At 56.5% G+C, this 25879-nt stretch carries 20 protein-coding genes; 5 read left to right on the top strand and 15 right to left on the bottom strand.

The genetic code is table 11. The annotated features are described in order from the left end of the window. Positions 1 to 193 precede the first annotated feature (193 nt). The 6 genes from G7Y44_RS02620 to G7Y44_RS02595 form a co-directional block, all read right to left on the bottom strand. Positions 194 to 3946: a phosphoribosylformylglycinamidine synthase gene (locus G7Y44_RS02620; protein ID WP_165247316.1), complete on the bottom strand. Its 3753-nt coding sequence runs from the start codon at positions 3944 to 3946 to the stop codon at positions 194 to 196. Between the two features lie 42 nt (positions 3947 to 3988). Then, positions 3989 to 4786 carry a hypothetical protein gene (locus tag G7Y44_RS02615; RefSeq protein ID WP_165247314.1) on the bottom strand — a complete coding sequence of 266 codons (798 nt, stop codon included), beginning with the start codon at positions 4784 to 4786 and terminating at the stop codon, positions 3989 to 3991. Between the two features lie 30 nt (positions 4787 to 4816). Then, positions 4817 to 5695, bottom strand: a complete 879-nt coding sequence (locus G7Y44_RS02610; protein WP_165043349.1) for a phosphoribosylaminoimidazolesuccinocarboxamide synthase — start codon at positions 5693 to 5695, stop codon at positions 4817 to 4819. A gap of 81 nt (positions 5696 to 5776) precedes the next feature. Further along, positions 5777 to 7477 carry a sensor histidine kinase gene (locus tag G7Y44_RS02605; RefSeq protein ID WP_241159153.1) on the bottom strand — a complete coding sequence of 567 codons (1701 nt, stop codon included), beginning with the start codon at positions 7475 to 7477 and terminating at the stop codon, positions 5777 to 5779. Positions 7478 to 7480: 3 nt separating this feature from the next. Continuing rightward, positions 7481 to 8191, bottom strand: coding sequence for a response regulator transcription factor (locus G7Y44_RS02600; protein ID WP_165043351.1), 711 nt, complete (start codon positions 8189 to 8191; stop codon positions 7481 to 7483). Between the two features lie 35 nt (positions 8192 to 8226). Continuing rightward, positions 8227 to 8637 (bottom strand): hypothetical protein, encoded by a 411-nt coding sequence (locus G7Y44_RS02595; protein ID WP_165247312.1) that lies wholly within the window; start codon positions 8635 to 8637, stop codon positions 8227 to 8229. Between the two features lie 97 nt (positions 8638 to 8734). Between G7Y44_RS02595 and G7Y44_RS02590 the strand changes: the two genes are divergently transcribed. From G7Y44_RS02590 to G7Y44_RS02580, 3 genes are all read left to right on the top strand, one after another. Further along, entirely contained in the window at positions 8735 to 10024 is a 1290-nt protein-coding gene (locus tag G7Y44_RS02590) for a Tat pathway signal protein (protein WP_165247310.1), read from the top strand. Between the two features lie 887 nt (positions 10025 to 10911). Continuing rightward, positions 10912 to 11388, top strand: a complete 477-nt coding sequence (gene bilQ / locus G7Y44_RS02585) for a bilirubin utilization transcriptional regulator BilQ (RefSeq protein WP_206214380.1) — start codon at positions 10912 to 10914, stop codon at positions 11386 to 11388. Then, positions 11348 to 11899: a hypothetical protein gene (locus G7Y44_RS02580; protein WP_165247308.1), complete on the top strand. Its 552-nt coding sequence runs from the start codon at positions 11348 to 11350 to the stop codon at positions 11897 to 11899. Before bilQ ends, G7Y44_RS02580 begins: the two co-directional genes overlap by 41 nt. A 273-nt stretch (positions 11900 to 12172) precedes the next feature. Here the strand turns inward: G7Y44_RS02580 and G7Y44_RS02575 are convergent, their stop codons facing one another. The 3 genes from G7Y44_RS02575 to G7Y44_RS02565 form a co-directional block, all read right to left on the bottom strand. Beyond that, positions 12173 to 12634, bottom strand: a complete 462-nt coding sequence (locus G7Y44_RS02575; protein WP_165247306.1) for a GNAT family N-acetyltransferase — start codon at positions 12632 to 12634, stop codon at positions 12173 to 12175. A gap of 66 nt (positions 12635 to 12700) precedes the next feature. Then, positions 12701 to 13024, bottom strand: coding sequence for a hypothetical protein (locus G7Y44_RS02570; protein ID WP_165247304.1), 324 nt, complete (start codon positions 13022 to 13024; stop codon positions 12701 to 12703). A 181-nt stretch (positions 13025 to 13205) separates the two neighbouring features. Further along, positions 13206 to 14984: an AAA family ATPase gene (locus G7Y44_RS02565; protein ID WP_165247302.1), complete on the bottom strand. Its 1779-nt coding sequence runs from the start codon at positions 14982 to 14984 to the stop codon at positions 13206 to 13208. Positions 14985 to 15272: 288 nt separating this feature from the next. On the opposite strand from G7Y44_RS02565, the gene G7Y44_RS02560 reads away from it, so the two are divergent. After that, entirely contained in the window at positions 15273 to 15560 is a 288-nt protein-coding gene (locus G7Y44_RS02560; protein ID WP_165043367.1) for a hypothetical protein, read from the top strand. A gap of 248 nt (positions 15561 to 15808) precedes the next feature. On the opposite strand, the gene G7Y44_RS02555 is transcribed toward G7Y44_RS02560, so the two are convergent. Then, entirely contained in the window at positions 15809 to 16069 is a 261-nt protein-coding gene (locus G7Y44_RS02555) for a helix-turn-helix domain-containing protein (protein ID WP_165043369.1), read from the bottom strand. 406 nt (positions 16070 to 16475) lie between these two features. Here G7Y44_RS02555 and G7Y44_RS02550 point away from each other — a divergent pair, with 406 nt between their 5' ends. Then, positions 16476 to 17804 carry a Fic family protein gene (locus G7Y44_RS02550; protein WP_165247300.1) on the top strand — a complete coding sequence of 443 codons (1329 nt, stop codon included), beginning with the start codon at positions 16476 to 16478 and terminating at the stop codon, positions 17802 to 17804. Between the two features lie 135 nt (positions 17805 to 17939). Here the strand turns inward: G7Y44_RS02550 and G7Y44_RS02545 are convergent, their stop codons facing one another. The 5 genes from G7Y44_RS02545 to G7Y44_RS02525 all read right to left on the bottom strand — a co-directional run bounded on the left by G7Y44_RS02545 (position 17940) and on the right by G7Y44_RS02525 (position 25876). Beyond that, the gene (locus G7Y44_RS02545) at positions 17940 to 18707 is read right to left on the bottom strand and encodes a TorD/DmsD family molecular chaperone (RefSeq protein WP_165247298.1); all 768 of its coding nucleotides are present in this window, start codon (positions 18705 to 18707) and stop codon (positions 17940 to 17942) included. Positions 18708 to 18802: 95 nt separating this feature from the next. Beyond that, on the bottom strand, positions 18803 to 19384 hold the full coding sequence (locus G7Y44_RS02540; RefSeq protein WP_165247296.1) for a 4Fe-4S dicluster domain-containing protein: 582 nt from the start codon (positions 19382 to 19384) through the stop codon (positions 18803 to 18805). Positions 19385 to 19396: 12 nt separating this feature from the next. Then, on the bottom strand, positions 19397 to 21985 hold the full coding sequence (locus G7Y44_RS02535) for a molybdopterin-containing oxidoreductase family protein (RefSeq protein WP_241159152.1): 2589 nt from the start codon (positions 21983 to 21985) through the stop codon (positions 19397 to 19399). A 386-nt stretch (positions 21986 to 22371) separates the two neighbouring features. After that, complete coding sequence (locus tag G7Y44_RS02530; RefSeq protein ID WP_165247294.1) at positions 22372 to 24330, bottom strand: fructose-1,6-bisphosphatase; 1959 nt, start codon at positions 24328 to 24330, stop codon at positions 22372 to 22374. A 211-nt stretch (positions 24331 to 24541) separates the two neighbouring features. Continuing rightward, a complete protein-coding gene (locus G7Y44_RS02525; RefSeq protein WP_165247292.1) occupies positions 24542 to 25876 on the bottom strand; it encodes a bifunctional folylpolyglutamate synthase/dihydrofolate synthase in 1335 nt (444 codons plus the stop codon). Between the last annotated feature and the right edge of the window lie 3 nt (positions 25877 to 25879).

The following is a 25879-nucleotide window of genomic DNA, read 5'->3' as shown; positions in this document are numbered from 1 at the left end:
GACAGCGGCATTTTCCTTGAAATCCGCTGTCAACCCTTGTGTTTTGACCACTTTTAGACACTAAATCGCCGTCAACTCCCCCTTTCTGACCACTTTGCTTGAAAGGTGGACAAAGCAGGAAAGTTGACGGCATGGGTATTCATATACAACACGTACCTTATGAGACAACTGCACCCGCTGCAGCTGCTGAGCTTTACGCGAAGTAGTCGACGCCTCCCTCAAACAGCGGCTGGTACAAGTTACCCGAAACGTTCTTATACAGGCCATAGCCGCTGCGTTCCGTGTGGCCCATCTTGCCAAGCACGCGCCCGTCAGGGCTGGTGATGCCTTCGATAGCCATCACGCTACCGTTCGGATTCACGGAAAGATCCATTGACGGCTCACCTGCCTGGTCAACGTACTGCGTGGCAATTTGCCCCTTAGCCGCCAGCTCAGCAACCAACTCGGGCGACGCGACGAAGCGCCCTTCGCCATGGCTGATGGCAACGGTGTGAATATCCCCCACCTCGCAGCGCGAAAGCCACGGACTGAGCGTCGTTGCTACACGCGTACGCACAAGACGGCTCTGGTGGCGGCCGATGTTGTTGAACGTCAGCGTAGCGCACTCATCGGTCATGGGAACGATGTCGCCATACGGCACCAATCCCAGCTTTACCAGCGCCTGGAAGCCGTTACAAATACCCAGCATCAAACCATCGCGGTTCTGCAGCAAGTCGCGCACCGCCTCGGTCACCTCGGGTGCACGGAAGAACGCCGTGATGAACTTCGCCGACCCGTCGGGCTCGTCACCACCGGAAAAACCACCCGGCAGCATGATGATCTGGCTGTTTCCTACGAGCTTCACGAATTCCTTCACGCTGTCGGCAACGGCATCGGGCGTAAGGTTGTTGATCACAAACGTTTCGGCTACCGCGCCGGCACGCTCAAAAGCGCGAGCGGTATCGTACTCGCAGTTAGTTCCCGGAAACACCGGAATAACCACACGCGGACGCGCGATCGTACCACCGTAGGTAAGCGGAACAGCGTCGGTAAACGACACTTTCTCAACCGCAGAGGAAGCAGGAGTTTTGTCCGTATCCTTGGTGCGATACGGGAACACACTCTCGATGCCGCTTTCCCATACTTCCTGTAGCCGGACAAGATCGAGCGTCTCAGTTCCAATGGCGAACTCGTATGCCTCGGTGGTTTCACCCACCACGCCGACCGCCACATCGCAGCCAACTTCCGGCACTTCCGCGCCGTCGGCGAGCTCCACCACAAAGCTGCCATAGCTCGGCCCGAACAGCGCGCCACCAAGCGACCCGTATAGCTTCACTCCAAGTCCGTTGCCCACGCACATCTTAAACAGCGCTTCCGCCATGCCGCCGTAACCCGGTGTGGCAACCGCAAGGGCTGCACCGTCACCAATGAGCCCCTCAACGCAATCGAGCACCGCCAAAAGCGAGTCGGTGCGCGGCGTAATGCCGTCGTCCTCGTAGCGCGGTACCACTGCAAGCACGCGCGAACCCGCTCGCTTGAACTCGGGACTCGTCACGCGATCGACCGAACCCACCGCGGTAGCGAAGCTGACAAGCGTTGGCGGCACGTCGAACTCTTCGAAGCTGCCCGACATACTGTCCTTGCCGCCAATAGCACCAACACCCAGGTCAACCTGGACCATGAGCGCGCCCAACACCGCTGCGGCAGGCTTGCCCCACCGGTCGGGGTCGGTGCGCAGCTTTTCGAAATACTCCTGGAACGTGAGGTAGGCGTTTTCGCGAGCAAATCCGGCGGCAACTAGCTTACACACGCTTTCCAGTACCGCAACGTAGGATCCCACGAATTGGTTCGCCTCGGTGAGGTAGGGATTGAATCCCCACGCCATGCCACTGCACGTGGTAGTTTCACCGAAGACGGGCATCTTGGCTACCATGGCCATGCTCGGCGTAAGCTGGCGGGTACCACCGAACGGCATGAGCACCGTCGCTGCGCCAATGGTCGAGTCGAAACGCTCCACCAGACCCTTGTTCGAGCACACGTTCAGATCGGAGAGCAGCGCCTCCATACGCTCTTGCAACGTGTCGCCTTCCCATGTGTGGCAATACGAGCCACCTGCCGGCACATGCACGGCCTGATGCTTCGGTGCGCCGTTGCTGGCCAAAAACTCGCGACTGACATCTACAATCACGTCATCATTCCACGTCATGCGCACACGAGGTTCTTCTGTCACACGCGCGACTACCGTCGCCTCAAGGTTTTCCTCGCGAGCAAAGCCCATGAACGTCTCAACGTCTTCGGGCGCAAGGGCTACTGCCATGCGTTCTTGGCTCTCGGAGATGGCCAGCTCGGTGCCGTCGAGACCGTCGTATTTCTTCGGCACGGCATTTAAGTCGATAAGCAGGCCGTCGGCCAACTCGCCAATGGCTACCGACACGCCGCCTGCGCCGAAATCGTTGCAACGCTTGATGAGCTCGCAGGCATCCTTGCGGCGGAATAGGCGCTGAATCTTGCGCTCAACCGGCGCGTTACCCTTCTGCACTTCGGCACCACAGGTTTCAAGCGAGCTTGCGCTGTGCGCCTTCGACGAACCAGTGGCACCGCCGATACCGTCGCGTCCCGTGCGTCCGCCCAAAAGCACCACCACATCGCCCGGTGCAGGCGTCTCGCGGCGAACATGATCGGCGGGCGTAGCGCCCACCACTGCGCCGATCTCCATGCGCTTGGCAGCATAGCCCGGGTGGTACAGCTCGTTCACCTGGCCGGTTGCAAGACCTATCTGATTGCCGTAACTGGAATAGCCAGCCGCCGCCGTGGTCACCAGCTTGCGCTGCGGCAGCTTGCCGGGAATCGTCTCGCTTATGGGAGCCAGCGGATTCGCCGCGCCCGTAACACGCATAGCTTGATACACGTAGCTGCGTCCGGAAAGCGGGTCGCGAATGGCACCGCCCACACAGGTGGCTGCGCCACCGAACGGCTCAATCTCGGTGGGATGGTTATGCGTCTCGTTCTTGAATAAGTACAGCCAGTCTTGGTCTTGCCCATCGACATCGACCGTACACTTCACCGTGCAGGCGTTGATTTCTTCCGACTCATCAAGACCGGTCAGGATACCCTTGGCCTTCAGGTACTTCGCGCCAATGGTTCCCATATCCATAAGACAAATGGGCTTTTCGTCGCGCCCCAGCTCGTGGCGCATGTCCAAATAGCGGTCAAACGCCTGCTGCACCTGGGTATCGTCAATCTGCACATCATCGAGCACCGTACCAAACGTGGTATGACGGCAATGATCCGACCAGTAGGTGTCGATCATCTTGATCTCAGTAATGGTAGGCACGCGTCCCTCGTCAGCAAAGTATTGCTGACAAAACGCGATATCGGCCACATCCATAGCAAGACCGCGCTCGGCAACGAAACGGGCAAGGCCCGCCTCGTCAAGCTCGAGGAACCCTTCGATGCGCTCCACCGGCGCGGGCACGGGCTGAGCAATGCGCAGTGTGTCGGGTTTGTTAAACGACGCCTCGCGCGCTTCGACCGGATTAATCACGTAGTGCTTAATGGCAGCTTTCTCAGTCTCGCAAAGCGGGCCTGCCGACGCAAACCGGTACACCTTGGCACTGCGTACCTCGGGGCGAGCGCCCTGCGTAATGAGTTGAATACACTCGCTGGCCGAGTCGGCTCGTTGATCGAACTGGCCCGGCAGATACTCAACCGCAAACATGACACCGTCAAAAGGTTCGTCAGCGCAGGGGAGTTCGTCGTATACGTTGTCGGATTGAGGCTCGCTGAACACCGTGGGGATACATTGCCTGAACACCTCGTCGGTAATACCCTCGACATCGTAGCGGTTGAACAGGCGCACGTCGACAAGCCGCGACGGATCGTCTAAGATGTCGCGCACCTCAGCGAGCAATTGCCTCGCCTCAACGTCGAACCCGGGCTTTTTCTCAACGAACACTCGAGAAACCATCGGTTCTCCCTTTCCCTTACATAGGCGTATCCGCGCAGGCAACTACTTGTCTGCGGGGTCGTTCTTGTTGTCATCAGGCGTTTCGGAAGTAGAAGCGGCGTGCTTCGTATCCTTTGCCTGTTTTGTATCTTCGGCGCGTTTCGCACTCTCGGCGCGTTTGGCCTCTTCGGCTTCCTTTGCCTCTTGGGCCTGCTGGGCGTCCTTGTCAGGAACGTCCTCGCGGTTCTTACCGAAAAGCCCTTTGCGCTTAGGCAGTTCGGGAACAGCAATGGATTGAGCGAGGAACTGGCTGCGCTCGATCTTCTCGCCGCGAGCCTCAGCAGCGTCGGCTTCCTTCTGCGCCTTTTCCAGTATGCGACGGTCTTTCGCAATCGCGCCCGACATCTGCTGCAGGTAGGCGTTGCGCATTTTGCGGATCTTGGTGAAGTCGAGCACCAGCGCGCCGATAATGCCCGCATACGCAGCAAACAGCAGCGAGTACAGCGCCGGCGTGGGCAGTTTCCCCTGACCAACCCAGGTGCCAATCGTGCAGATGATGGCAACGATAAGCAAGCACCACCATGCGCGGCGGGCTTGTTTGAACTCGTTGGTAGGAGGCGTGTAGTACTTTCGCTCTAGAATGCCCTCGATTTCGCGCACCCGAGCTTTGGTCTGTTTCTCTTCGGCCTTCTGCTTCGGCGTGGCAGCCTTGCCGCCCTTTTTCTTTTTGGAAGTTGATTCAATGCGCACCGAAGAGGCAGCCTTGGTTGTGGGCTTGGCAGACGCTGCGCTCTTGCGCGTTGTTCCCTTGCGCTTGCCCTCGACGGTGTAACGTTCGTTCATGGGGTTTCGCTGTGTCATGGCTCTCCTTGAGTCTGCGAGCGGGTGTGTCTACCGGACGAACTTGCGCCCGGTAATGGTTTCGTAGGCTTGGATGTACTTCTGACTGGTGCGGTCGATAACGTCCTGCGGAAGCCGCGGCGGCTTGGTACCCGACGTCTTATCCCAGTTGGCCGTAAGCCAATCGCGCACGAACTGCTTGTCGAAGCTCGCCTGGCTGCGTCCTTCTTGATAATCGTCGCCCGGCCAGAAGCGAGAAGAATCGGGCGTGAGCACCTCGTCAGCCAAGATGATCTTGCCGTCGATCACGCCGAACTCGAACTTGGTGTCGGCAATGATGATGCCACGCTCGGCGGCATGATCGGCCGCCTTGGAATAAACACCGATGGCCAGATCGCGTAAGCTCGCGGCCGCTTCGTCGCCAATAAGCTGGGCGCAGCGCTCGAAGCTGATATTCTCGTCGTGGTCACCGATTTCGGCCTTCGTAGACGGCGTAAAAATGGGTTCGGGCAACTTCGACGAGTTCACCAGGCCCTCGGCCAGCTGAATGCCACATACGGTTCCCTGGCGTTCGTATTCCGCCAAACCGCTGCCGGCAAGGTAGCCGCGCACAATACATTCGACAGGGAACATGTCGGCCTTCCTTACCAACATGAAGCGCCCGTCGAGGTACTCGGCGTAGGGCGCAAATTTGCTGGGCAGGTCGGCAACGTCAGCCGAGATGAGGTGATTGTCAACCACACCCGCGAGCAGCTCAAACCAGAAACACGACAGCTGCGTAAGCACCTGACCCTTATAGGGGATCTCGTCTTCTAAAATGTAGTCGAACGCCGAAATGCGATCGGTCGCAACCAGCAACAGCGAATCACCTAAGTCATACAGATCGCGAACCTTGCCCTGCGCATCGGGCTTGATGTCGATTCCCGTCATGTAAGATTCCTTCCTCTTCTCCTCTGTCGGCACGCACCCACATGCAAGCCGCGCCGCTTTTTCGCATCGTAATATTATCTGCTATTTTCCGCCCGTCCACGACGGGGCAATTGGGTTTTTCTGACGCAGCCCCTTCCGCTTGTCCTCACCCTGATAGAGCGGAATATGGATGATAAACGTGGCACCTACGCCCTTCTGTCCTTTCACCTGCACCCAGCCGTTGTGGCGATCGACGATTTCCTTCACCACCGACAACCCGATGCCCAGGCCGCCGCTTTCACGCTGACGGCCCGCATCGGCGCGCCAGAAGCGTGAGAACACCATTTTTGCCTCTTCTGGGGAAAGCCCGATGCCGGTGTCAGCCACAACAATACTGGCCATGAGGTCGCCTTTGGAAACCTTTACCGTAATGCAACCACCCTCCGGCGTGTAGCGCACCGCATTTGATATGAGGTTTGCCGTTGCCTGACGAATCATGTCGGCGTCGCCCAGCACGTAAACGCCCTGCTCCAAGTCGGATTCGAAGCGCAGGCCCGAATCGATAACGAATGCTTCGTGCGTGGCGACGATGCCATCTACCAACTCGCCCACGTCGACGACTTCTTTCTTCATGGGCGTCGAGCGGTTCTCCAAGCGAGAGAGCTTCAGAATGGCATCGACCAAGCGGCTTAACCGCTGAACTTCGGAATTCACGGTTTCGAGACGTTCCTCGTCGGCCTCAAATACACCATCGACCATGGCCTCAACTGTCGATTGGATAGCCATGAGCGGTGTGCGCAGCTCGTGAGCAACGTCGGTTGTCAGGCGCCGCTCGAGTTCACGGTCTTTCTCCACTGCTTCGGCCATGGCGTCAAACGTTTCTCCGAGGCGGGCTATCTCGTCATCACCATGCAAGCCGGTTCGCGCCGACAAGTCACCTTCCTTGATCTCGCGCGCCGTTCGGGCAACCGTATTCACCGGCGACACCAAGTTGCGGGCGAACAGCCATCCGATGCATGTTGCCAAAGCAACAGACAGCAGCGAGGCAAACACCATAGCGCGGTATGAACTGTCGCGGAATTGCTGGTCGGTTTGGCGGATGAGCGTTTCGGAGCCGTACACCCACACGCGCACCGAGCCGATGGCCGCACCGTCGACCGTAATGGGAGCGCTGGCGAACTGGCTGCCATGCTGAGACAGACCTAACGGAGCGTCACTGGGAAATGGGTTTACACCCTCGTCTGCCCCGGGGCCTTCTGCTCCGTTGTCCTCGTTCGCGAGAACATCGGAAGAGTCGTACACCACGTTGCCGCCGCGGTTGTCGACAATAGCCACGCCCACGCCACTGTTCAGGCTTTCGGAATAGCGGGCCATAGCGAACACCTGCGGCGAATACAGCGTGCCCGTTTCCTTGTAGACGGCTTCAATGTTGTCGGCCGTTTGGTCGGCGAGCGCCTGCATGTTGTCCTGCGTGTAGGAACGGAAATGCTGGTCCCACACGAAAGACAGCACCCCAATGGCAACCAGCGCCGTCATGACCGCGATAAGCGCGAAGCTTAAAGTTACACGATGCATGTAGGGCAGGTTGCTCCACGTGCCCCGACGGCGATGCCTGCGACCCTGCGAAGTGTCGTTGTCTTCGTCTTCAGAATACGAGATGGGCGCCCCTTCGTCGGCACCCATCTCGATAACGATCCGTTCGGTTTCGCCGGTGTCGGCACTGTCTTGCTCGACAGGCTTTTCACCAGATTCTTTGTTGCAATCGGCGCTTTGCTCGCCGCCGCGGTACCGCAACGTGCCCATACGCTACTGCGCGGCCTTCGTGGGGTCTTCGAAGCGATAACCCACGCCATGAACCGTGTGCAGCCATTTGGGGCTACGCGGGTTGTCGCCAATCTTTGCGCGCAGGTTCTTCACGTGGCTATCGATAGTACGCTCGTAGCCCTCAAAGTCGTAACCGAGCACCTTCTCCACCAACTCCATGCGCGAGTACACGCGACCCGGATAGCGAGACAACGTGGTGAGCAGCTTGAACTCGCTAGCAGTGAGGTCGATTTCGTTGCCGGCGACGAGTACCTTGTGCCCAGACACGTCGATGGTCAGCTCGCCGAATTCCAGCACCTCGCGCTGCGGTTCGGAATCAACATGCACGCGACGCAGCAGCGCGCGGCTGCGAGCCACCAGCTCGCGAGGGCTGAAGGGCTTCACCAGGTAGTCATCGGCACCCAGCTCTAAGCCGATGATGCGGTCTTCAACTTCGCCCTTCGCGGTAAGCATGATGATAGGCACATCGGAATTGTCGCGGATGGCGCGGCAAACACGCTCGCCCGGCACGCGCGGAAGCATGAGATCGAGAATAACCAGGTCGAAATGGTGCTTCGAGAATTCTTCCAGGGCATCTTGGCCGTCGCCGACCGCCGTTACCCAGTAGTTCTCGCGCTCCAGATACGCCGTAACGGCGTCGCGGATGGTCTTCTCGTCTTCAACAAGCAAGATGCGTCGAGTTTCATTTCCCATGAGTTTGCTCCTTAACAGTGCTTTTCGGAACCTTCCTACGCGAAGCGCGCAAGAACCTGATACGCCTTAGTCGTGTTTGCGTTTATTGTAGCAATTGACCACAAGGCGGCTTTCCCCTGCAGGCGAAATGACACAATAAACACCATGGTTACCCGCAGAACGACACACACAACGAACCACCGAGCGCGCGCGGCGAAATCGCGGGGGACGGCAAGCAGGCCCACCGCATCGCGCAGCACGGGAGCCACCCGCCGTTCGGGGGCTGCCTCGCACGTTCCGCATGCGTCGAACATCCCCCATGCGTCGCGTGCTTCTCGCGCTGCCCACGAGTCGCACGCGTCACATGCATCGCATTCTCCGAATTTCGCTTCGCCGCGCACGTTCGCGTCGCATCGGAGCCCAACGCAAGCCTCTGCTCCGGCAAAACCGAGCGCACGGGCACCCAAAGCACGCGTTCCTCAAGGTGCGAGCGCTGGGGCGGAGCTTCTAATTACCAGGCGTAACCTGCTTTTGGGAGCGCTGGGTGCAGGAAGCGCCGCTTTGTTGGGCGGTGGTGCCTACTTGGCAGCGAATGCCGGCAAAGACAACGACGAGATGTCGGTGCTCGAGGTTTCCACCGACGCGGTAACTACCACCGATAGCTTTGAGCAGGCGGAATGGGGCGAGCGCATGTCGCTCGCGCACGAGATTGAACTCGATTACGGAACGATGCTCTGGTGCAACGATCCGTCCGTAGCCGTTTGCCTGCTGCCCACCGACAAAGCGCGCCCCCTTGTAAAGATAGGCATTCTGACCTTGGGAAACGGTACGTGCAGCACCGTGCTCGAGCAGGCCGTTGGATCAGATGAGGGCTTCGAAGTGTACGACGTTCGCGGAAATTCGAACGGACTGGCATGGGTGGAAGAGAATATCCTCGACAACGTGTGGCGCGTATACACAGCTACGCTGAGCGGATCAATGACGCTCGGTGAACCAACGCTTGCGGCCGAAGGTGGCTCGGATTGGGAAATACCCAGCTTGGCAGCTGTTGGCAACCGCGCGTTTTGGCAAGTGCTTCCCAAGGTTAATGGAGCCATGAGCACGTCTGACTCCACGCTGACAAGCGCCCCGTTCGGATCGACGGACACCACGGTTGTCTATACCTCGCACGGACGTATGGCAACGCCACCCTACGCGCTGCAGGACTCACTCGTTATCACGCCGCGAGCCAACGTGACGTCGATCTACTACCAGCTAACACACATCGACGGAGAAAGCGGTCAGGTACTCGACACCATGACACTGCCCGGATCGATGAAGCCGCTCGAAGCGGGCTATGGGCAGACAGGCTTCACGTTCACGTTCGACGCCATTTACAACTACGGCGACGGCATTGCGAATTTGGGCACGTACGTGCCGACTGTTTCTGTAGAGCCTCAGCCGGCGGAAGTCGGTAACGAGGACGAGGACAAAGGCGGCAAAAGCAGCGGGAACAACGGGGGAAGCGGTGGGAAAGACGCCGATGACACCTCGGAGCCAACCGTCCGAAACAACGATAGCTACAGCGACGTTCCCTGGTTCTGCTTCAACCGCACCCCCACTGCCGCGCCTGCCTGGTGCGGGGGCTACTTCATGGTGAAGTCGACGTCGGCCGTGGTAGGAGTCGACCTTGATGCGAATTGCTACTTCTCGTCAGACGTGGCAAACGGTGCCGACGACTACGGCGAGTACCTTGCTTCAACAGGCATGCAGCAATCGGTGGTCACGTACACAAACATCGATTATACCCCCATCAGCGGCGATGCACAAAAGCTCTGCCGCGTACGAATATGGAAGCCGCTCGAGAACAGCTGATACGCTACTAAAACAAAGTCTTCCGCCGCTATTGGCCAGCTTCTGCCATACTCATCAAGCATTTATCTCCACGTCAGTCCATTGCTCACAAACTGTCAGAAAATTCGAGAAATGCGCGATTGAGCAAAGTTAGCCGTGGCTTCGGGAACTTTTTCCACGAAATGTACGATTTAAAGCGATAAAAGTGGGTAGGAAACGAGCATTACTCTTCTCTTCTTAAGACTGCTCTTACGTTTTCCCTGGTCAGAGACGACCGCTGTTTTTTCTGAAGATTCGATGAGCTTTACCGACTCCATCACATCGTACATTTCGTAAAAAAAGTTCCCGAAGCCACGGCTAACTTTGCTCAATCGCGCATTTCGTAGAAAAAGTGGCTGAAAGCGAGGCTTTCTTTGCCTGAGCATACCTGCCCAAACCTTTCGCGGTCAGACACCCAATCAGGCAGCACGGTGTTCGACATATCTAACCGTACCTGAATATGTCTTTCGCGGTTCCTATTGCAAGCAATCCTGCATTTTTCAGGACAAGAGATCGCTAAGCTTGAACATAGCAGCTCAGCAGTGTGCAGCAAGAAACGGACGAACGCAGCGTATCACAATGCATGCATACACACGCAGCGCCATATGATACTTGCAGCACTTTACAACGTGTAGCAGCTTGTATAGATACGCGCAACGCAGCGCGGCACACCACGGCACTACGCGGCACATTGCAGCATAGTGTACTGAAAGAGCGTTTGTGTTACCTCACTGCTCCCCTGTCACTAGCTGACCCGTGGACCAATATAGTGCCAATTGAGTGAACCCTTTGGCACTCGTAACTTGACAATGTCAAATGTAGGTCATAATTGACATTGTCAAATACGAGCGTAGGAAGGGGGTGATCGCGTGGAACATACATCGTTTGCTTTTTATATCGCACTACTGCGAAAACACTTTGTGTCGTATTGCACCGAAAGAATGCGCGACCTTGGAATAACGTACGGTCAGCTGTTCGTCCTGATTTATATAAGCAAGAATAACAACTGCTCTTCCACAGAAATTGCAGAGTACCTTACATTAGACGCAGGACAACTACACCGTATTATGGCGAAGCTCATAGACAAGGAACTCGTTACCCAAAGGAAGAACAGCGACGACAGAAGATTCAACGTTTTAAGCTTGACCAAAAGAGGTATGAACGTAGTTGAGGAGAGTCGTGATCTCTTTCATTCGTGGGATGAACTGGTGTTATCCGATATAGATGATGACAGCCGCCGGGAATTGTTAGACCTCATGAAGAATCTGGTTCTCAAGACCAATAAAAAACAGGGAGGAAAGCAACATGGGCAAATTGAACGAGTTTATGGTTCTGTTGACGGGTAACTTCGACAACGTTGAGCAGTTTGAGAGAATGAAGCAAACTCATGCCGATTTCCCTTTCGCAGAGCATGTCAATACGATCTGCAACGAAAAGATCACGAATATGCCGAAGGACTTCAAGGGTCTTTTCATGGTTGAGGAAAGCTACTATACGGCGAACGGAAATACGCACGCCTCACCTCATTTGTTTTTGTTTACCGAAGAAGAGGCTGGAATACAACTGACATCTTACGAACTGCCTGATGGCTATAAGAAAAGTACGTTTACGTATGAAGCACTCACATCGGTTGATTATCACGACTTGAAAATATCCGAAAAATTCACGCCGGCGTTGTTTGTTGAAAGCAACGGAGTATGGGAAGGCGGCAGTACAAGCATGTTTTCCCCTACGCTAAAGTTCACTCTGTTTGAACGATTCTCCAAAGATTACTTAGAGGTCAGCGAGAGTATGGAGGTCAAAGGAAAAAAGACTTTCGGATACGACGAACCCATTCTGTATAAGAGAGTTGTTTAAATCCATCGGGCAAACGTGAAGGTAGCACTCCAAAACCCGCCCATGGCAGCCGTCTTTAGACATGCTACACTTCGCAGCAGGAGGCACCCCGCGCTACCGGGCGACTCCTTCGTTTAGATTTACCCCGCGTACGGTGCAAATGCTAGCGGGGTTTTTCTTTACTCAGGAATCAATCACCCCACCATCTGATAGAAAACCCTGCATGTTTTGCCATGGAGAAGGATCTAAGAGAGGCCTGTGGTAAATCAGCTTTCTGGAGCGCTTAAAATTGCATCATTTCAATTGTCTCTCCATCTTCTCGTAAACCAGCTTCACGCCGCCTTCGAGATCGATGACGCCATGGCCGACGGTCCTGTAGCCCCTGTGCTCGTAGAGACATGCTGCTGGAAGCGATGCTTCCAGACACACCGTATCGTGATTGGCTTCGATGAGCTTCTCCAATTGCTCGATTATCTGCGTGCCGCATCCACGCCCTTGCCATGCCGGCAACACGTAGACGCCCGTAATGTGATTTCCGTCGTAGCACCCCGTTCCCACTACTTCACCATTGTCGCCGAGCAGAACACCCATGTGCCCAGATGCGACACCTTCCCACACGTGTTCAATACAGTGCAAGCTGCAGAAGAATTCGACTACCTCGGCCGGGTAGTACTTCGGATACACGCTTCGGATGGTCGTCTGTAGCACATAGTGGATCGCTTCCGCATGATCGCTCTTAGCAACGATGTATCTCACGAGGCTTTCCTATCCTGTAACGCCAGCAGCTCTGCATGTTGTCCCGAAATCAGAACTTCAAGCGCCCTACTTTCCATTGGTGCCCGCACCTTCCCAACCGCTTACCGCATATTGCAGGAGTCGCTCGTACTCATCGTTTTCCTCACTCGTCTCGTCCGATGCGCCTACGCAACGCGCATCGCCCTCCAAAGCCAGTTCAAGCCCAAGTGGAGAGAGAACCATCGCGAGCTTTTCAACGCCTACGCCAGGGGCTTGGCCTGCCTCAATCAGACGAACGAGCCGCTCGGAAACCCCCGCCATGCTCGCCAACTGTTTTTGCGTGAGAGCCAGGGTGTGTCTACGCTCCCTGACAGCGGCAGCAACAGTGTTTATGAAGGTTGTTGCGTTCATGGTTGATCCTCGTGTCCTTCGGATAGAAAACGCTGAGGTAGTATTGTGCCGATTTCAGTTCGGTAAAATAGTGCCTCTACTATAGCGGCATAATTATTCCTATGCAAGTCCTCGATTGACCCCAGAGTAGAATGCGGCTGCTTCCCGTGAGCGTGACTGACAAATCTGAAGACAACAAAGGTTAGCAGATGCGATCCCCTGCCACAGCGACAGCCTTGCCACTGAAGGCGATACCATAACGGAGATTGCCCACACTGTTGACCGCCCACCCGTCGTAGGCACGGTCGGCAACCTGGGCCAAAGCTTCCTTAGCAAGTTCACGCAAGCCCTCTTCGGACAGCGTTTCGGGCCTCGCGTATTTAATCTCGATGGTGATGAGGGGCGCACGCTTAGGATTATCTGGCACAATCTGGATATCAAAACGGCCGCGGCCCGCCTCGCGATTCGACTGCGGCCGTCCATAGTATGGTATCCCAAACAACAACCCTAACACGAGCATGTGGTAGCTGTTTTCATTCACCAGATCGAAGAAACTAGCGGAATCCAGCAAGATGCGCTCGAGCTCTTCTTCCACAAGAGCTTCCTCGCCGCGCATCAAAGCGGCATGAAGGTCGTCCAATCGGTCGCGGCCGCCAGCCATCTCAGCGAAACGCTCGATGACCTCGCCTTGAAACAGCAGGCCAATTTCGCGATTAGGAATACGCAAGGCTCGCAGGATATCTGTGCGATTCGGCGATCCGGTGTCATCGGTGGTTACGTAACCGGCCAAATACAGCATACTCCACAGGGCCCTTTTGCGCAGGCCAACATCGGGAAACACGATACCCAAATCCAGCGGCTCGCGCACAGTGCCACCGGGCTCTAAAAGGCCGTAGAGTTTTCCCAACAGGCGGTCGTCGGCACTACGAACCATGTCGCCTAAAACCGCATTGCTCGAGGTGTTACCCCAATACACATCGGCTTTACCCCCGCTTCGGAAGTAGTTGAGCGTGCTCCAGGGATTGTACACGTCCGTGTTGCCAAAGCGATAACCATCGTACCAATACCCGGCCTCAGTTACGCAATTCTTGCACCCCAAATACTCGGCCAGGGCATCCACTTCTGCTTGAGTAAAACCGTAACGCTCATCGGAGGCCGTATCGAGAGCGGTGTTCACCGTCATGTTGTTCAAATCTGAAAAGATAGACTCCTTCGTGATGCGCTGCACCCCGGTGAGTACCGCGAATGCTAACGCGTCGTTATCCTTCAGCGCACCGGTGAGCCATCCTTTAAGGAAGCCAACCACTTCTGCATAGTAACCGTAGGTATAACCCGCCATGACGGGCGCGTCATATTCGTCGATGAGCACCACGACACGCCTACCGTGATGCTTAAAGAGCATCTGTGAAAGCGTAGCGAGAGACTTCTGCACTTCCGCATCCTCGCCCTCTCCAGAGGCAAGACGCAAGACCAACTCTTTTTCCACCGCACTCAAACGATCGCTTTCACCCAAGTACTCGTGACGCCGATACTCTGCTGCAATGTTAGCGGCTATCGCCTCTCGTGCATTACTCCATGCCTGCTGCTTCACATCGTTAAACGAATAGCGAATGACCGGATAAGCCCCGGCATGAATTTGGTAGCGACCGCTGTCGGCATCCCAAATGGCCAGGTTGCCGAACAATGCCGGAATATCTACGGGCAGCGGATAACCCGGCACCTCAGCTTCAAAGAAGCGTTGCAACATATTCAGGTTCAACGACTTGCCAAAGCGGCGCGGCCGGCAGAACAACGTGACCGACGAACCACTGTCGAGCACATCGGCAATAAGCATCGACTTATCGATAAACACCGAGTTTTCTACCACCGTGGCGAAGTTGCTGTTCCCAATGGGCAACATCTTGCGGCCCGCAAGATCAGAGATACGCACCTTCCCCTTGCGAAATATGCCATCTTTGTATAACCCGCTCGACTCGCCCATGGTTCTACCGCTTTCACCGCATTACCCGTTGATTAAGGCTATTATAGCCGACGACCCATACTGCGCTCTGCGGCGGATTTCGAGACTCGGCCACAACTCGCATCCGGCCAAAGAGGGTTTCGCTGACCACGGGACAACGTGGATAATGGGAACACTATCCGAATTTGCTTCAAAGGGCGGAACCAACGGGGACAATTCGGGACAATGACCTTGTGTCCCCGGTGTCCCGATTCGCCTGTAACCGACAATCGAACTGGAAAACGAGTGCTTAACTAACCACTAGGCTTTATGCATTACACGAACGTCGCGGGTATCCAGAAGCGCGACGGTGTAGACTGCTATCCCGTCAATGTGCACTGCGCCATGATCGTGTGGGACACTATGTGTTCCGTGATGTGCTGGGTGCTTATGATTGAGTACGATTTCTTCTGGTTGTTCACCCTGTTCGGAGTTCTCGAGCCCATTTGGGTCATTAGCGAAGTTATGGCCATTAAGACGGTAGTAAAAACACTTGACGCGAATCGCTTCGGCTTTGAACCAATCGAGTTGTATAGCCCTGGGTTTCTCCAAAGCTGAGACCGTTGGCAAACGTGGATCACTAAAGTGTGGTCCACGTTTGCTTATCAGGCATTACATAGACAGGGAACGGCTCTCAACGTTTATTCACTGAGCAGTTTCTCGGATTCCCACAATAAGCAGTTGGAAGCACTCCAAACCATGCCGGCAGCACGTAGACGCCCGTGAGGTGGTTTCCGTCATAGCACCCATACCCACTACTTCACCATTGTCGCCGAGCAGAACACGCACTAAGCAGCTTTGGTACACTACATGACCGAACGTCGCAGGACTCGATAGGTGTTGCCTATTTGAGCTCCACTTTCATCAAAGCAGGCGGACGCTTCGACAAACCCTTCCCTGCGCAAGCGCACGAGCGCACGGTCGGCGGTTTTATCACTACAACCAATGGCTTGGGCGATATCGCGCTTCGTGCACCGCGCCACGCCGTCGGTTGCCGTTAGATTAACAAGATAGTTAAGAATCTGTTGCTGGGAGCGCGTCAGATGCCAAGCTCGTTCCCTTTTCATGTTAGAGTTACGCCCCCTACATTCACACACATTTCAAAACGGTAAATGTCGTATCCCGATTTGATTCTCGCAAACTAACATTGACGGTTTACGCTTATCGTATTGTTTTTCGCAAACCTTTTGCATATTACAGCTAAGTTCCGCATATGTCTTCATTTTTCTGTGTGAAGGGGTACTTTTGCGCTACAAGTGGGGCTTTGACGACACGGTTTCTTTCCTCGGGGCTTTTTGGCTTCCTTGGTTAGTACTGCTCTATATTGTCCCCCCTCCCCATTATTGAAGCGTAAACAATTGCTTTGCGAACTGAGCGTACCCGCCGCGCTCCCGCCACATGTCAGCCCTCGTCACCTACGCACCCATTGCAGAAAATCAAAGAAACCGCAATGGCGGCCAGCGATGCCGGGCGATGGCGTACAATGAAGGAAAGTACAGACGGCTCATGGAGGACCGCGGATCATGGGAGGTCACCGTGTTTGCTCCAGTTCCCCTGTCCCACCAGCAGTTCTTTCTTTCTGGCAGAACCTCTGCGGAGGCATTTCGCGCCGAAATGGCACTTGTGCGGCTTGAAGATCATCTAGCGTCGTCGTTGTTCGGACGATCCCTCATGCAAACTATCGCACGCATTGAGGCGTATTCGACCGTGCGCGTAGACGGCCTGCAGCCGAGCATGCGCGACTTGGCAGTGTACGACGCCACCGCTAAAAGCCAGCCGCCAAACGCCGCCGTACCTTCTCATGCGACAGCTCAACCCGATGCTTCGGCCTCCATGCAAGCCGAAGCATCGCAAGAGGCGTACCGCTACTTGCAAACGCTGCGTTGGATATCACACACAGTGGAGCCTGGGTTTACGTTCACGCCCGACTTTATTCTCGACGTGCATTCTCGCTGCGTACACGGAAAGCCTGCCGTCGAAACTGGAACACATTTTCGAGGCAACCCCTGTTTGGAGGGCACCCCCGAACGAGCACCCGAAGACGAATGCGAGAGCGACGCCGGAAGTGGCCCTGCATGTTTTCAACCCTCGCTACCTGAAGAAATTACCCCGCTTGTTAACGATCTTTGCGACTTCGTGAACAGCGGCTGCTTCTCCCCCATTGCTCAGGCGAGCTTCATGCATTTTCAATTTGAGGAAATTCGACCGTTCAAAACAGGTCTCGATAGAACGGGCCGCGCGCTTTCGCATGCGCTTTTCTACGCGCGTGGCCTGGTGAAAAGCATCATTGCACCCATCGCCTTGCTGCCTGCCATCAATACTCCTTGTCACGCGAAGCTGCTTTTGCCATACCGTTTCGGCAATTCGATGGACGACCGCGATCGCGCCCTGGCGTTGGACAACTGGGCGCGGTTCTGCGCCGATAGCACCGGTGCCGCCGCAGCGGTTACCGAAAGCTGTATTGCCCATTTCGAGAAATTGAAGGCGGAATGGAGTCGAAAGCTGGGGAAATCGAGTAAGGGATCGGCCGCCGATGCCATCTTGCAACTGCTTGCCGGCTATCCGCTGATCACGGTAGAGTGCGCGTGCAAGCTTACCGGAAAGAGCTTTTCGGCATGCAACGATGCACTCAACAGAATGCATCGTTGCGGCATTGTACAAACATGCGACGACGCTCGTTCCCCCAGCAGAATCTTCGAGGCGAGCGGCGCTTTCGCCCTCATCGACGGAGCAACAACATCGCTGCTGTCGGCTCATCCTGTTTCGCGCGAACTGTTCGCCGGCAACCAGCCCCGAAACTGATTGTTCGGCACGCCGAAAACGCAGGTTCCTTGCCCTACCCAAGGCTAAGCGGCGTTGCCTGCAACACCGCGCTTTTGGCTTACTCCGGGCTAAGCGGCGTTATTGGCAGTGCCAGCAACGCCGCCCTCTGCTGCCCTAAGCCAGGCGCTTTGCCAGTGTGGCGATGGCGGGATACAACGCACGGCGAGACCCTGCAGCCACAGCGGAGGCAAACGGGGCAACCCAACAGGCAAGATGATCGCGGCAGAAATCGTCAATTGCACGCTGCTTGAATAAAGTTATATCTTCGTTGCCATCGCACCAGGCGCGCGCTTCCTCGTTTGCCAACATCGCAATGAATTCGAGTTCGATGGCAATATGGTCAGGAAAGTCAACGAACAACTCGGGCATGGCATAGCCGAACTTTGCATAACATGCACGCACCGCACGTTCGGACGGACCACGAAGACGACCTCGCCCGCCTTCCTCATGTGCAGTAAGGAAGAACGACTCGTACGGAGGCGCGAGCACCTTGCCTGGCCCCACAAACAGCCGATTGTACTCGACCTCAAGCGTAAGCCGCGCCTGAGTCAACTCCATGTGCGCAAGCGCGAGCTCTTCGCTCTTGACGGCGGCAAGTGCCTTCACGAGCTCTTCGTCATCACCCGTGTTAATCAGGCTTTCTAACTGAGCCGACAGCGCGCCCGACTGCAACTCGCCTGCCAAGCCTTCGGTAGGACGCAACAGGCAGCGCGAAAGCGTTTCAGCAAGCAGCGCAAACGCCTGCGCAGCTTGCGCCTGCGTCTGGTTCTCGTTCGGTACAACCTGCGGTGGCGTCTGCGTTAACACCTGCGGCGGTACAGCCTGTGGTGGTACCTGTTTCGACACAACCTGCGGCGGTACCTGCGCGCACCGTTCGCTCATGACAATCAACCTTCCTTTCGGCGCCGCGCCGCGACGCGACCGACGTAGCCGGCACGACCGGCGCGGCGCCATACGTGCGACACCCTTTGCGTGCGCTACGCCTTCTTCACCGACCACCAGTAGTACACGTTCGGTTGTGTTCCCGCTTCTTCATCGTAGCGTTCGACGTTGTTTTCCGCAATAATCTTCGAAATGGCCGATTCCGGATCGTCTAAGTCGCCCACGGTGATTGCGCGGTTGGGACAGCACAGCTCACACATGGTTTTTTCCTCGCCGTTCGACAGGCGGTGAATACACAAATCGCACTTGTCAACCACACCCGCCGTTTCGTCTAAGAAGCGAGCGTCGTAGGGGCACATCTTAATGCACGAGTCGCACCCGATGCAGAGCTCCTTGTCAACGACGACTACGCCATCATCGCGCTTCCATGTGGCCTCAACCGGACAGGGGTCGATACACGGCGGCTCATCGCAATGCTGGCAAGGCACGGGTCGCCACAGAAACGACACGTTCGGGTAAACGCCCGCGGGCGCATCGAGCGTGGTTTCGCCGGCGTCGTTCAGCACGCGAATGCGCTGCAGGCCATCGGCAACCGTGTTTTCCATCTTGCAACTGACTGTGCAGGTACGACACCCAACGCAACGGTGAAGGTTGATAGCAAAGGCATATTTCGTCATGGCTTATCTCCTTTACGCCTTCTCGATCTCAACAAGATTGTCGTACGGCGCGAAGTTCGTTTCGAAGATCGCGTCCTGAGCTGGGTTTAGTTTCATGTGGAGCAGATCGCGGTAATGGCTGTTCTCGGGGAAGTGCTTCGGCCACCAGCCTTGCCGCTGGTTCACGCAGCCTGGCTTCAGCTCTTCGGTCACCAGCGCCTTCACCCGGTACTCGCCGCGATCGTTGAACACTCGCACCACATCACCAGTCGCGATGCCACGATCCTGCGCGTCGGCGGTAGATATCTCAATCCACGGCTCGGGAATGAGCTCGCCAATCCACGGCAGGTTGACGTGCTGGCTGTGCGTGGTGTACACCGTTCTGGCATTCATGAACGTAAGCGGGAACTTGGCCGCCAATTCCTGACGGTTGCTCTCGGCCGGCTCGTAGAATGCGGCTACTTCCTCGCCGAAATCGACCAGGCTGTCGGTGTAGATTTCCAGCTTGCCCGACGGCGTGGCGAAACGCTGCGATTCGAACGGAATATACGGGCTGGGGAAATCGGCTCGTACGACCTGCTTTTCCACAAGCTCATCGAAGTCGATGGCGCGGAATTCCGGCGCGGCGTTTCCTTCGATAACGTACTTGCGCGCCCATTCCTTCGCATCGTGTTTCCACGCCGTTTCGTCTTTGATACCGAAACGCTCGGCTACCATCTGGCCAATCTCGTAATCGCTTTTCGCCTCGTACATTGGCGGAATTACCTGCTCGCGCGCCTGCACGTAGAAGTTCGACCAAGCGGTAACTACCTCAAACGGCTCTTCGTAATACGACGTGGCGGGCAGCACAAGATCGGACATCTCGGCACCAGCGTTTAAAATGTTATCCGTAGTGATAATGAAATCGAGCTGAGGCAAAACCTCTTCGACAAGCTTTCTGCCTTCGGGGCCTTGCGTTCCCCATCCATAGTTGTTGAACCAGATGAGCTTAATGGGATGCGGCTGCTGGCTGGCAACAAGATCCATCCACTGCGTGCCTGGCAGTGCTGTGGCCGCATGGCCTTCGCGCGGCGCCATACCTTCAGGGTTCACGCTGAACAAAACACGCATGAGGCCGCCACCCGCCCAGTTGACGCCGGCATATTGCTTGCCCACGTTGCCGGTAATGGCCGCCATCTGAATGGCCGCCCTCGTGGGAAGATGCCCATTCCAGTAGCGATTGGTTCCCTGGCTGATCTGGATCTTCGCCGGCGTATCCTCGGCGTATGCGCGCGCAAGTTCAACAATGTCGTCAACCGACACTTCACAGATGGCGCTGGCCACTTCGGGCGTGTAGGCGGCAACAGAGTCAACAATCGCCTGGAACGCGGGACTGGCCGTGAGTTTTTCGCCGCCAACCTCAATTTCGTACGTTCCGGTTATCGCAGCGGTATCGGGGACGTCGCACGCATCGGGCACCTCGCCTTGCACCTGCACCGACGGGTAGGCCGGCTTCAAGTCATCAGAGAGGGGAGACACCTTCGCCACGGCGTTTTCCTGCTCGTCCCATACCAGGTAGTCATCGCCGTCTTTCACGAGCTTTCGCGTGGCCGCGTCAACAAGGAACGCACCGTTTGTGTTCGAGCGAATGTAATCGGTGTCAATCTTGTTGTCAGCGATAAGGCAGTTCATCATGCCCATCATGAGCGCTGCGTCGGTTCCCGGACGAATAGGAATCCACACATCAGCTTTCGCCGCCGTGCGCGAGTAACGAGGATCGACCACAATCACGCGGGAGCCTGCTTCCTGCGCGTCGAAAAGGAAGTGCATTTCTTGTTTGTTGGTTTCTGCGTAGTTGCAGCCAAACATGATGATGGTCTTCGACCCCAACATGTCTTCCCAGTCGGCAGCGTCTTGCTGAACGCCCGTTGTGGGAATCCAGCCCATGTTGCATCCCAAGTCGCCCATGATGCCGAAGTTTGTCCACTGCGTGCCATCATACGTGCTGGCCATCATTCCCGAGAAGCACTGCGGAACGATGCCGTAATTGCCCGTCATCCCCAGCCATGAGTTAGCGGTAGGTCCGTAGTTCTCGATGTTGTACGTCATCTTTTCGCAGATGAGATCGATGGCCTCTTCCCAGCTGATGCGCTCCCATTCGCCTGAGCCCCGCTCGCCAACGCGTTTCATGGGGTACTTTATGCGATCGGGAGAATACACGCGCTGGAGCGCGTTCGAAATGCCGCACAGGCAAATGCGGTTGTAGTTTTCATCGGGAAAGTCGGCAGGTTCAACCTTTACGATAGTGTCGTCTTTCACGAAAGCGTTAATGCCGCAGCTTCCCACGCAATTCGGCGCACAGGTACACCGACCAACACGATCGTAATCGGGCTGCGCCGTGCCCACCGGCCCCGATTTCCCTAAAGGCGCACCGCCATCTGTGGCTTTCTCTTGCGTAGAACACGCCGTTAGAACCTGCGGCGTAATGGCGGCAACCGCTCCGACGCCCGCAAGTTTCAGAAACGAGCGACGGCTTGTTGAAGGCAGCATGCTTGCCCCTTCGTCGCCCCTACCTGATTCATTTCGCACGTGTGTTTCGCTCCACGGGCGCACCTCGCCTTTTGCTGTAAGACCTCTCGTCATGAAGCTCGCCTCCTTGATCGACTGCCAGCGTTACACAAGGGACCAGGTTGCAGATATACGCGTTCAAGGGAAGCAATTTCCCTGTACAGTAATAGCGTGATCTGCGATTTGATTGAATTAAACGTCTCCCCTTGCCACGTACAGTATCTAGGCCAGAAAGGCTCACCTCAACAGGTTTTGGGAAATTGGGAAAACCCGCAATGACACGGGTGCAGCAGGGCGCGGCACTCGTGTCATTGCGCGACGCAAACGCCCCCGCATTCAATGCGGGGGCGTGCAGGGGCGTGGGTGTACAGAAGGTATAGGGGTGCAGGAGGCGCGGAAGAGCTCGGAAGAGCGCAGGGGGCGTAGAGCGCGGCAGGGCGCGGCATTTGCCCCCCTGCGATTTATTCTCGCTCGGCTATTTCGCCACGACGGTATGCTTCGAGCAGGCGTTCCAAGTCGGCGATCTGCTGCTTTAGCACTGTTCCCGTGTCCGTATCGGCCACCAGCGTTCGAGCACGCACGCTTTCCACCACACGCCGGGACGAATGGATGTCGAGCATCTTCTCCACCGCCGCTTGCCTCGATTCCAGTGGCTCATGGGCAGCCAGCACGAAACCGTATGAGTTGCTGATCAGCGTGTATCCCGCAATGCCGGTAGTAGGCTGGTAGGCTTTCGAGAAACCGCCATCGATGGTAAGCACACGCCCGCCGCACTTCACCGGGTCTTCGCCGTCCTTCACCTTCACCGGCACGTGTCCGCACACGATACGCGATTGGTCAGGATCAAGCCCGAAGTCTTCGAAGATACCCGCCAGTGCCGACTCGTCTTCCAACAGCGTGTAGAACGGGTTCTTCACTTCCTTGCGCGCCGCCTTATCGGCGATAAGGTACAGCTCAAACGTGGCCATTTTGCTCTTCGCGAACAGGGGCGAACCCTCCCCCAGCCACAGGTACCACATCAGGTCGCGGCCGCACTTACGCAGTCGCGCGTCGTCGCTGTAGAAACCGATGCGCACCCAGTTCTCCATGGTGTCGTACAGCTCGCGACCTTTCAGTATCTCGCCGAACACGTTTACTTCTTTGAGCGTTCCGTCGGCATTCAGCGGCACGCAGGCGTGGAGCATAAGCGTGTTGTTCTGCACCTTGTACAAGCTGCCAACTTCTAGGAAGAAGCGCATGTGGCGCTGTAGCTTTTCGCAACTTGTAAACGCCTGCTCCAGGCGCTGCATCACGTCTTCTTCTTCGGGGGTGAGCTGATAGGGATTTTCCGGGTCGATTGTGGGGAACACCTTGTCGGTAAGCTCGTGTTCCACGCCGTCAAGAAGCACGGTGCCACGCTCGTAGTCGATAAGGTGCAGCAGCTTGCGATCTTGCAGCCCAAAGCTGGGATTCTCGTCGATGAGCTGACCTTCCACCTTAAATTGGATGATAGCCATGGCCTTCTGTATTTTGATGTTCAGTTCAAGGTCTTGCGGGCTTAAATCGGGGTTGCCCTTCAGGCCGAATGCCACGCACGGGTCGTCGGCGTAGGCGCGCTGCGCGAACTGCGCGAGCGGCAAGATATTGATGCCGTAGGCGTCTTCCAGAATGGACAGATTGCCGTAACGCGCGCAGTTGCGCACCACATGCGCGATGCAGCCGCGTTGCCCCAGCGACGCGCCCATCCACACGATGTCGTGATTTCCCCACTGAATGTCGAGCGCATGGTAGCCATAGCCCATCAGCGCATCCATGATGACGTGCGGGGCCGGCCCGCGGTCGTAGATGTCGCCCACAATGTGTAGGTGGTCGATGGCCAGCTTTTGTATGAGGTTGCACAGCGCCTCGATGAGCGCTCGCCCGCTGTTCGTACGGATGACGGCGCTGATGATGGCTTCGTAGTAGGCTTGCTTGTCGACGCCGTAACGATCTTCGGTCAACAGCTCTTCGATAATGTAGGCGAACTCCGGCGGCAGCGCCTTGCGCACGCGGCTGCGCGTATACTTGCTCGCGGCGCGCCGACACACCTCAACTAAACGGGGAAGCACGACCGAGTACCATCCCTGTATGTCGCTTACCTGGGAAAGCACCAGATCCATGCGCTCGTACGGATAGTAGATAAGCGAAGCGAGCGATCGCTTTTCCGCTTCGTCAAGCGTGTCGCCGAACACGTCGTCTATCTTCATGCGGATAGACCCCGAACCGTTACGCAAGATATGGGAGAATGCCTCGTATTCGCCATGGATGTCGGAAGCGAAAAACTCGGTTTCCTTAGGCAAGTTCAAAATGGCGCTTAAGTTGATGATTTCCGCCGACGCTTTCGCGGCGGAAGGGAACGACCGGGAAAGAAGCTTAAGGTAGCGCTGTTCCGTTACGTCCATGTTCGTTCTCCTTGAAACGTAGTCGACATGATATATGTTTGGAAAACACCAACGGGTATCGCCGTGCGGCTTGAGCTGGCGGAATTGATCGGTGTTTGCACTATGGTACCGTTTACGGCACGGCACGGCGAGCAGGGAAACGAAAGTGGCACAATTCGAGCTCCGTAGAGCTCAGGTAAGCTCCGTCATACTTCGTCGTGTTCAAGCGTATTCAGGCGAGCGACGCCTTCAGCTCAGCAATGGAGTACAAGCTGCCAAACGCGCAGATGAGCCCGCCGGGCGCAGCAAGTTCGCGCGCACGAGCAAGAGCGCTTGCCATCGTCGGCGCGGTTTCCACCACGGCGGAAACACCTGCTTGTTGCAGCTCGGTGCGCACCGCGCGCGCCAAGTCATCTGCGGGAAGCGCACGGGGGTTGGGCGGGGCGGCACACACGAACGCGTTTGCCAACGGCGCCACCGCAGCAACCATTGCGCGGTAGTCTTTGTCGGCCAGAACACCGCATGCGAACGTCACCTTCCTGCCCGGAAACGCATCGCGCAGCGAATCGGCTAGCACGAAAGCCCCCTGCGGGTTGTGTCCACCGTCGATGACCAGGGTTTGTCCGGCGGGTCCGGCGGGTTTGGCGCCCAACGTTATCACCTCAAAGCGCCCTGGCCATTGCGCAGAAGCGATGCCTACACACAGCGCTTCATCGGAAACGTTCCACCCCCGAGCGCGTAGCGCGGCAACAATTTCGATAACAAGCGCGGCATTTTCCGGCTGATAGCTTCCCAGAAGCTGCGTTGTATACGTGCTACCTTTGTAGCGAAACGCCCGGCGCGCGCCGCAAACAGGTTCAACTTCTAGCTGTGAGAAATCGGGGATACGCACCGTACATCCGCAGCTCGCCGCAACGTGATTGATAACATCCGCAGCTTCGGGATCCTGCGGATACGACACTACCATCGCACCCGACTTCACAATACCCGCCTTCTCACCTGCGATGGCTGCCACCGTGTCGCCCAATAGCGCCGTGTGGTCAAGCCCAATGCGAGCAATCGCACACACCTCGGGCTGCTCGATCACGTTCGTAGAGTCCAAACGACCGCCAAGCCCCACTTCTACAACGGCAATGTCGCATCCACTGCGCTCAAAATACTCGAACGCCACGGCGGTCATCAACTCGAATTCGGTTGGGTGGTCGCCCGTTTCCGCAGCCATCGCCTCGGCATGGCTGCGCACGAATAGCGTTACCGCACGAAGATTGGCCTCGGATATGCTTTTGCCATCAATACGGATGCGCTCTTCAAAGCGAATAATATAGGGGCTCGTAAAAAGTCCTGTTCGGAATCCTGCTGCCTGCAGCACACTGGCAAGATAGGCACAGACCGAGCCTTTTCCGTTCGTGCCCGCAACGTGTACGAACCGCAGGTGCCGCTGCGGATTCCCCATGCGATCCAGCAAGCCGCGAATGCGATCAAGCCCGAGCCTGGACGCCTGCCACCGCGGCTCGTTGATGTACGCAACCGCATCAAAGCCTGCGTTAGGGTTCTCTTCAGCGGGCATTTC

The sequence above is a fragment of the Adlercreutzia sp. ZJ141 genome, from assembly GCF_011038965.1.
Lineage (GTDB): Bacteria > Actinomycetota > Coriobacteriia > Coriobacteriales > Eggerthellaceae > ZJ141.
The sequence above is the reverse complement of the archived record's forward strand: the minus strand, read 5'-3'. Positions and strand labels throughout refer to the sequence as shown.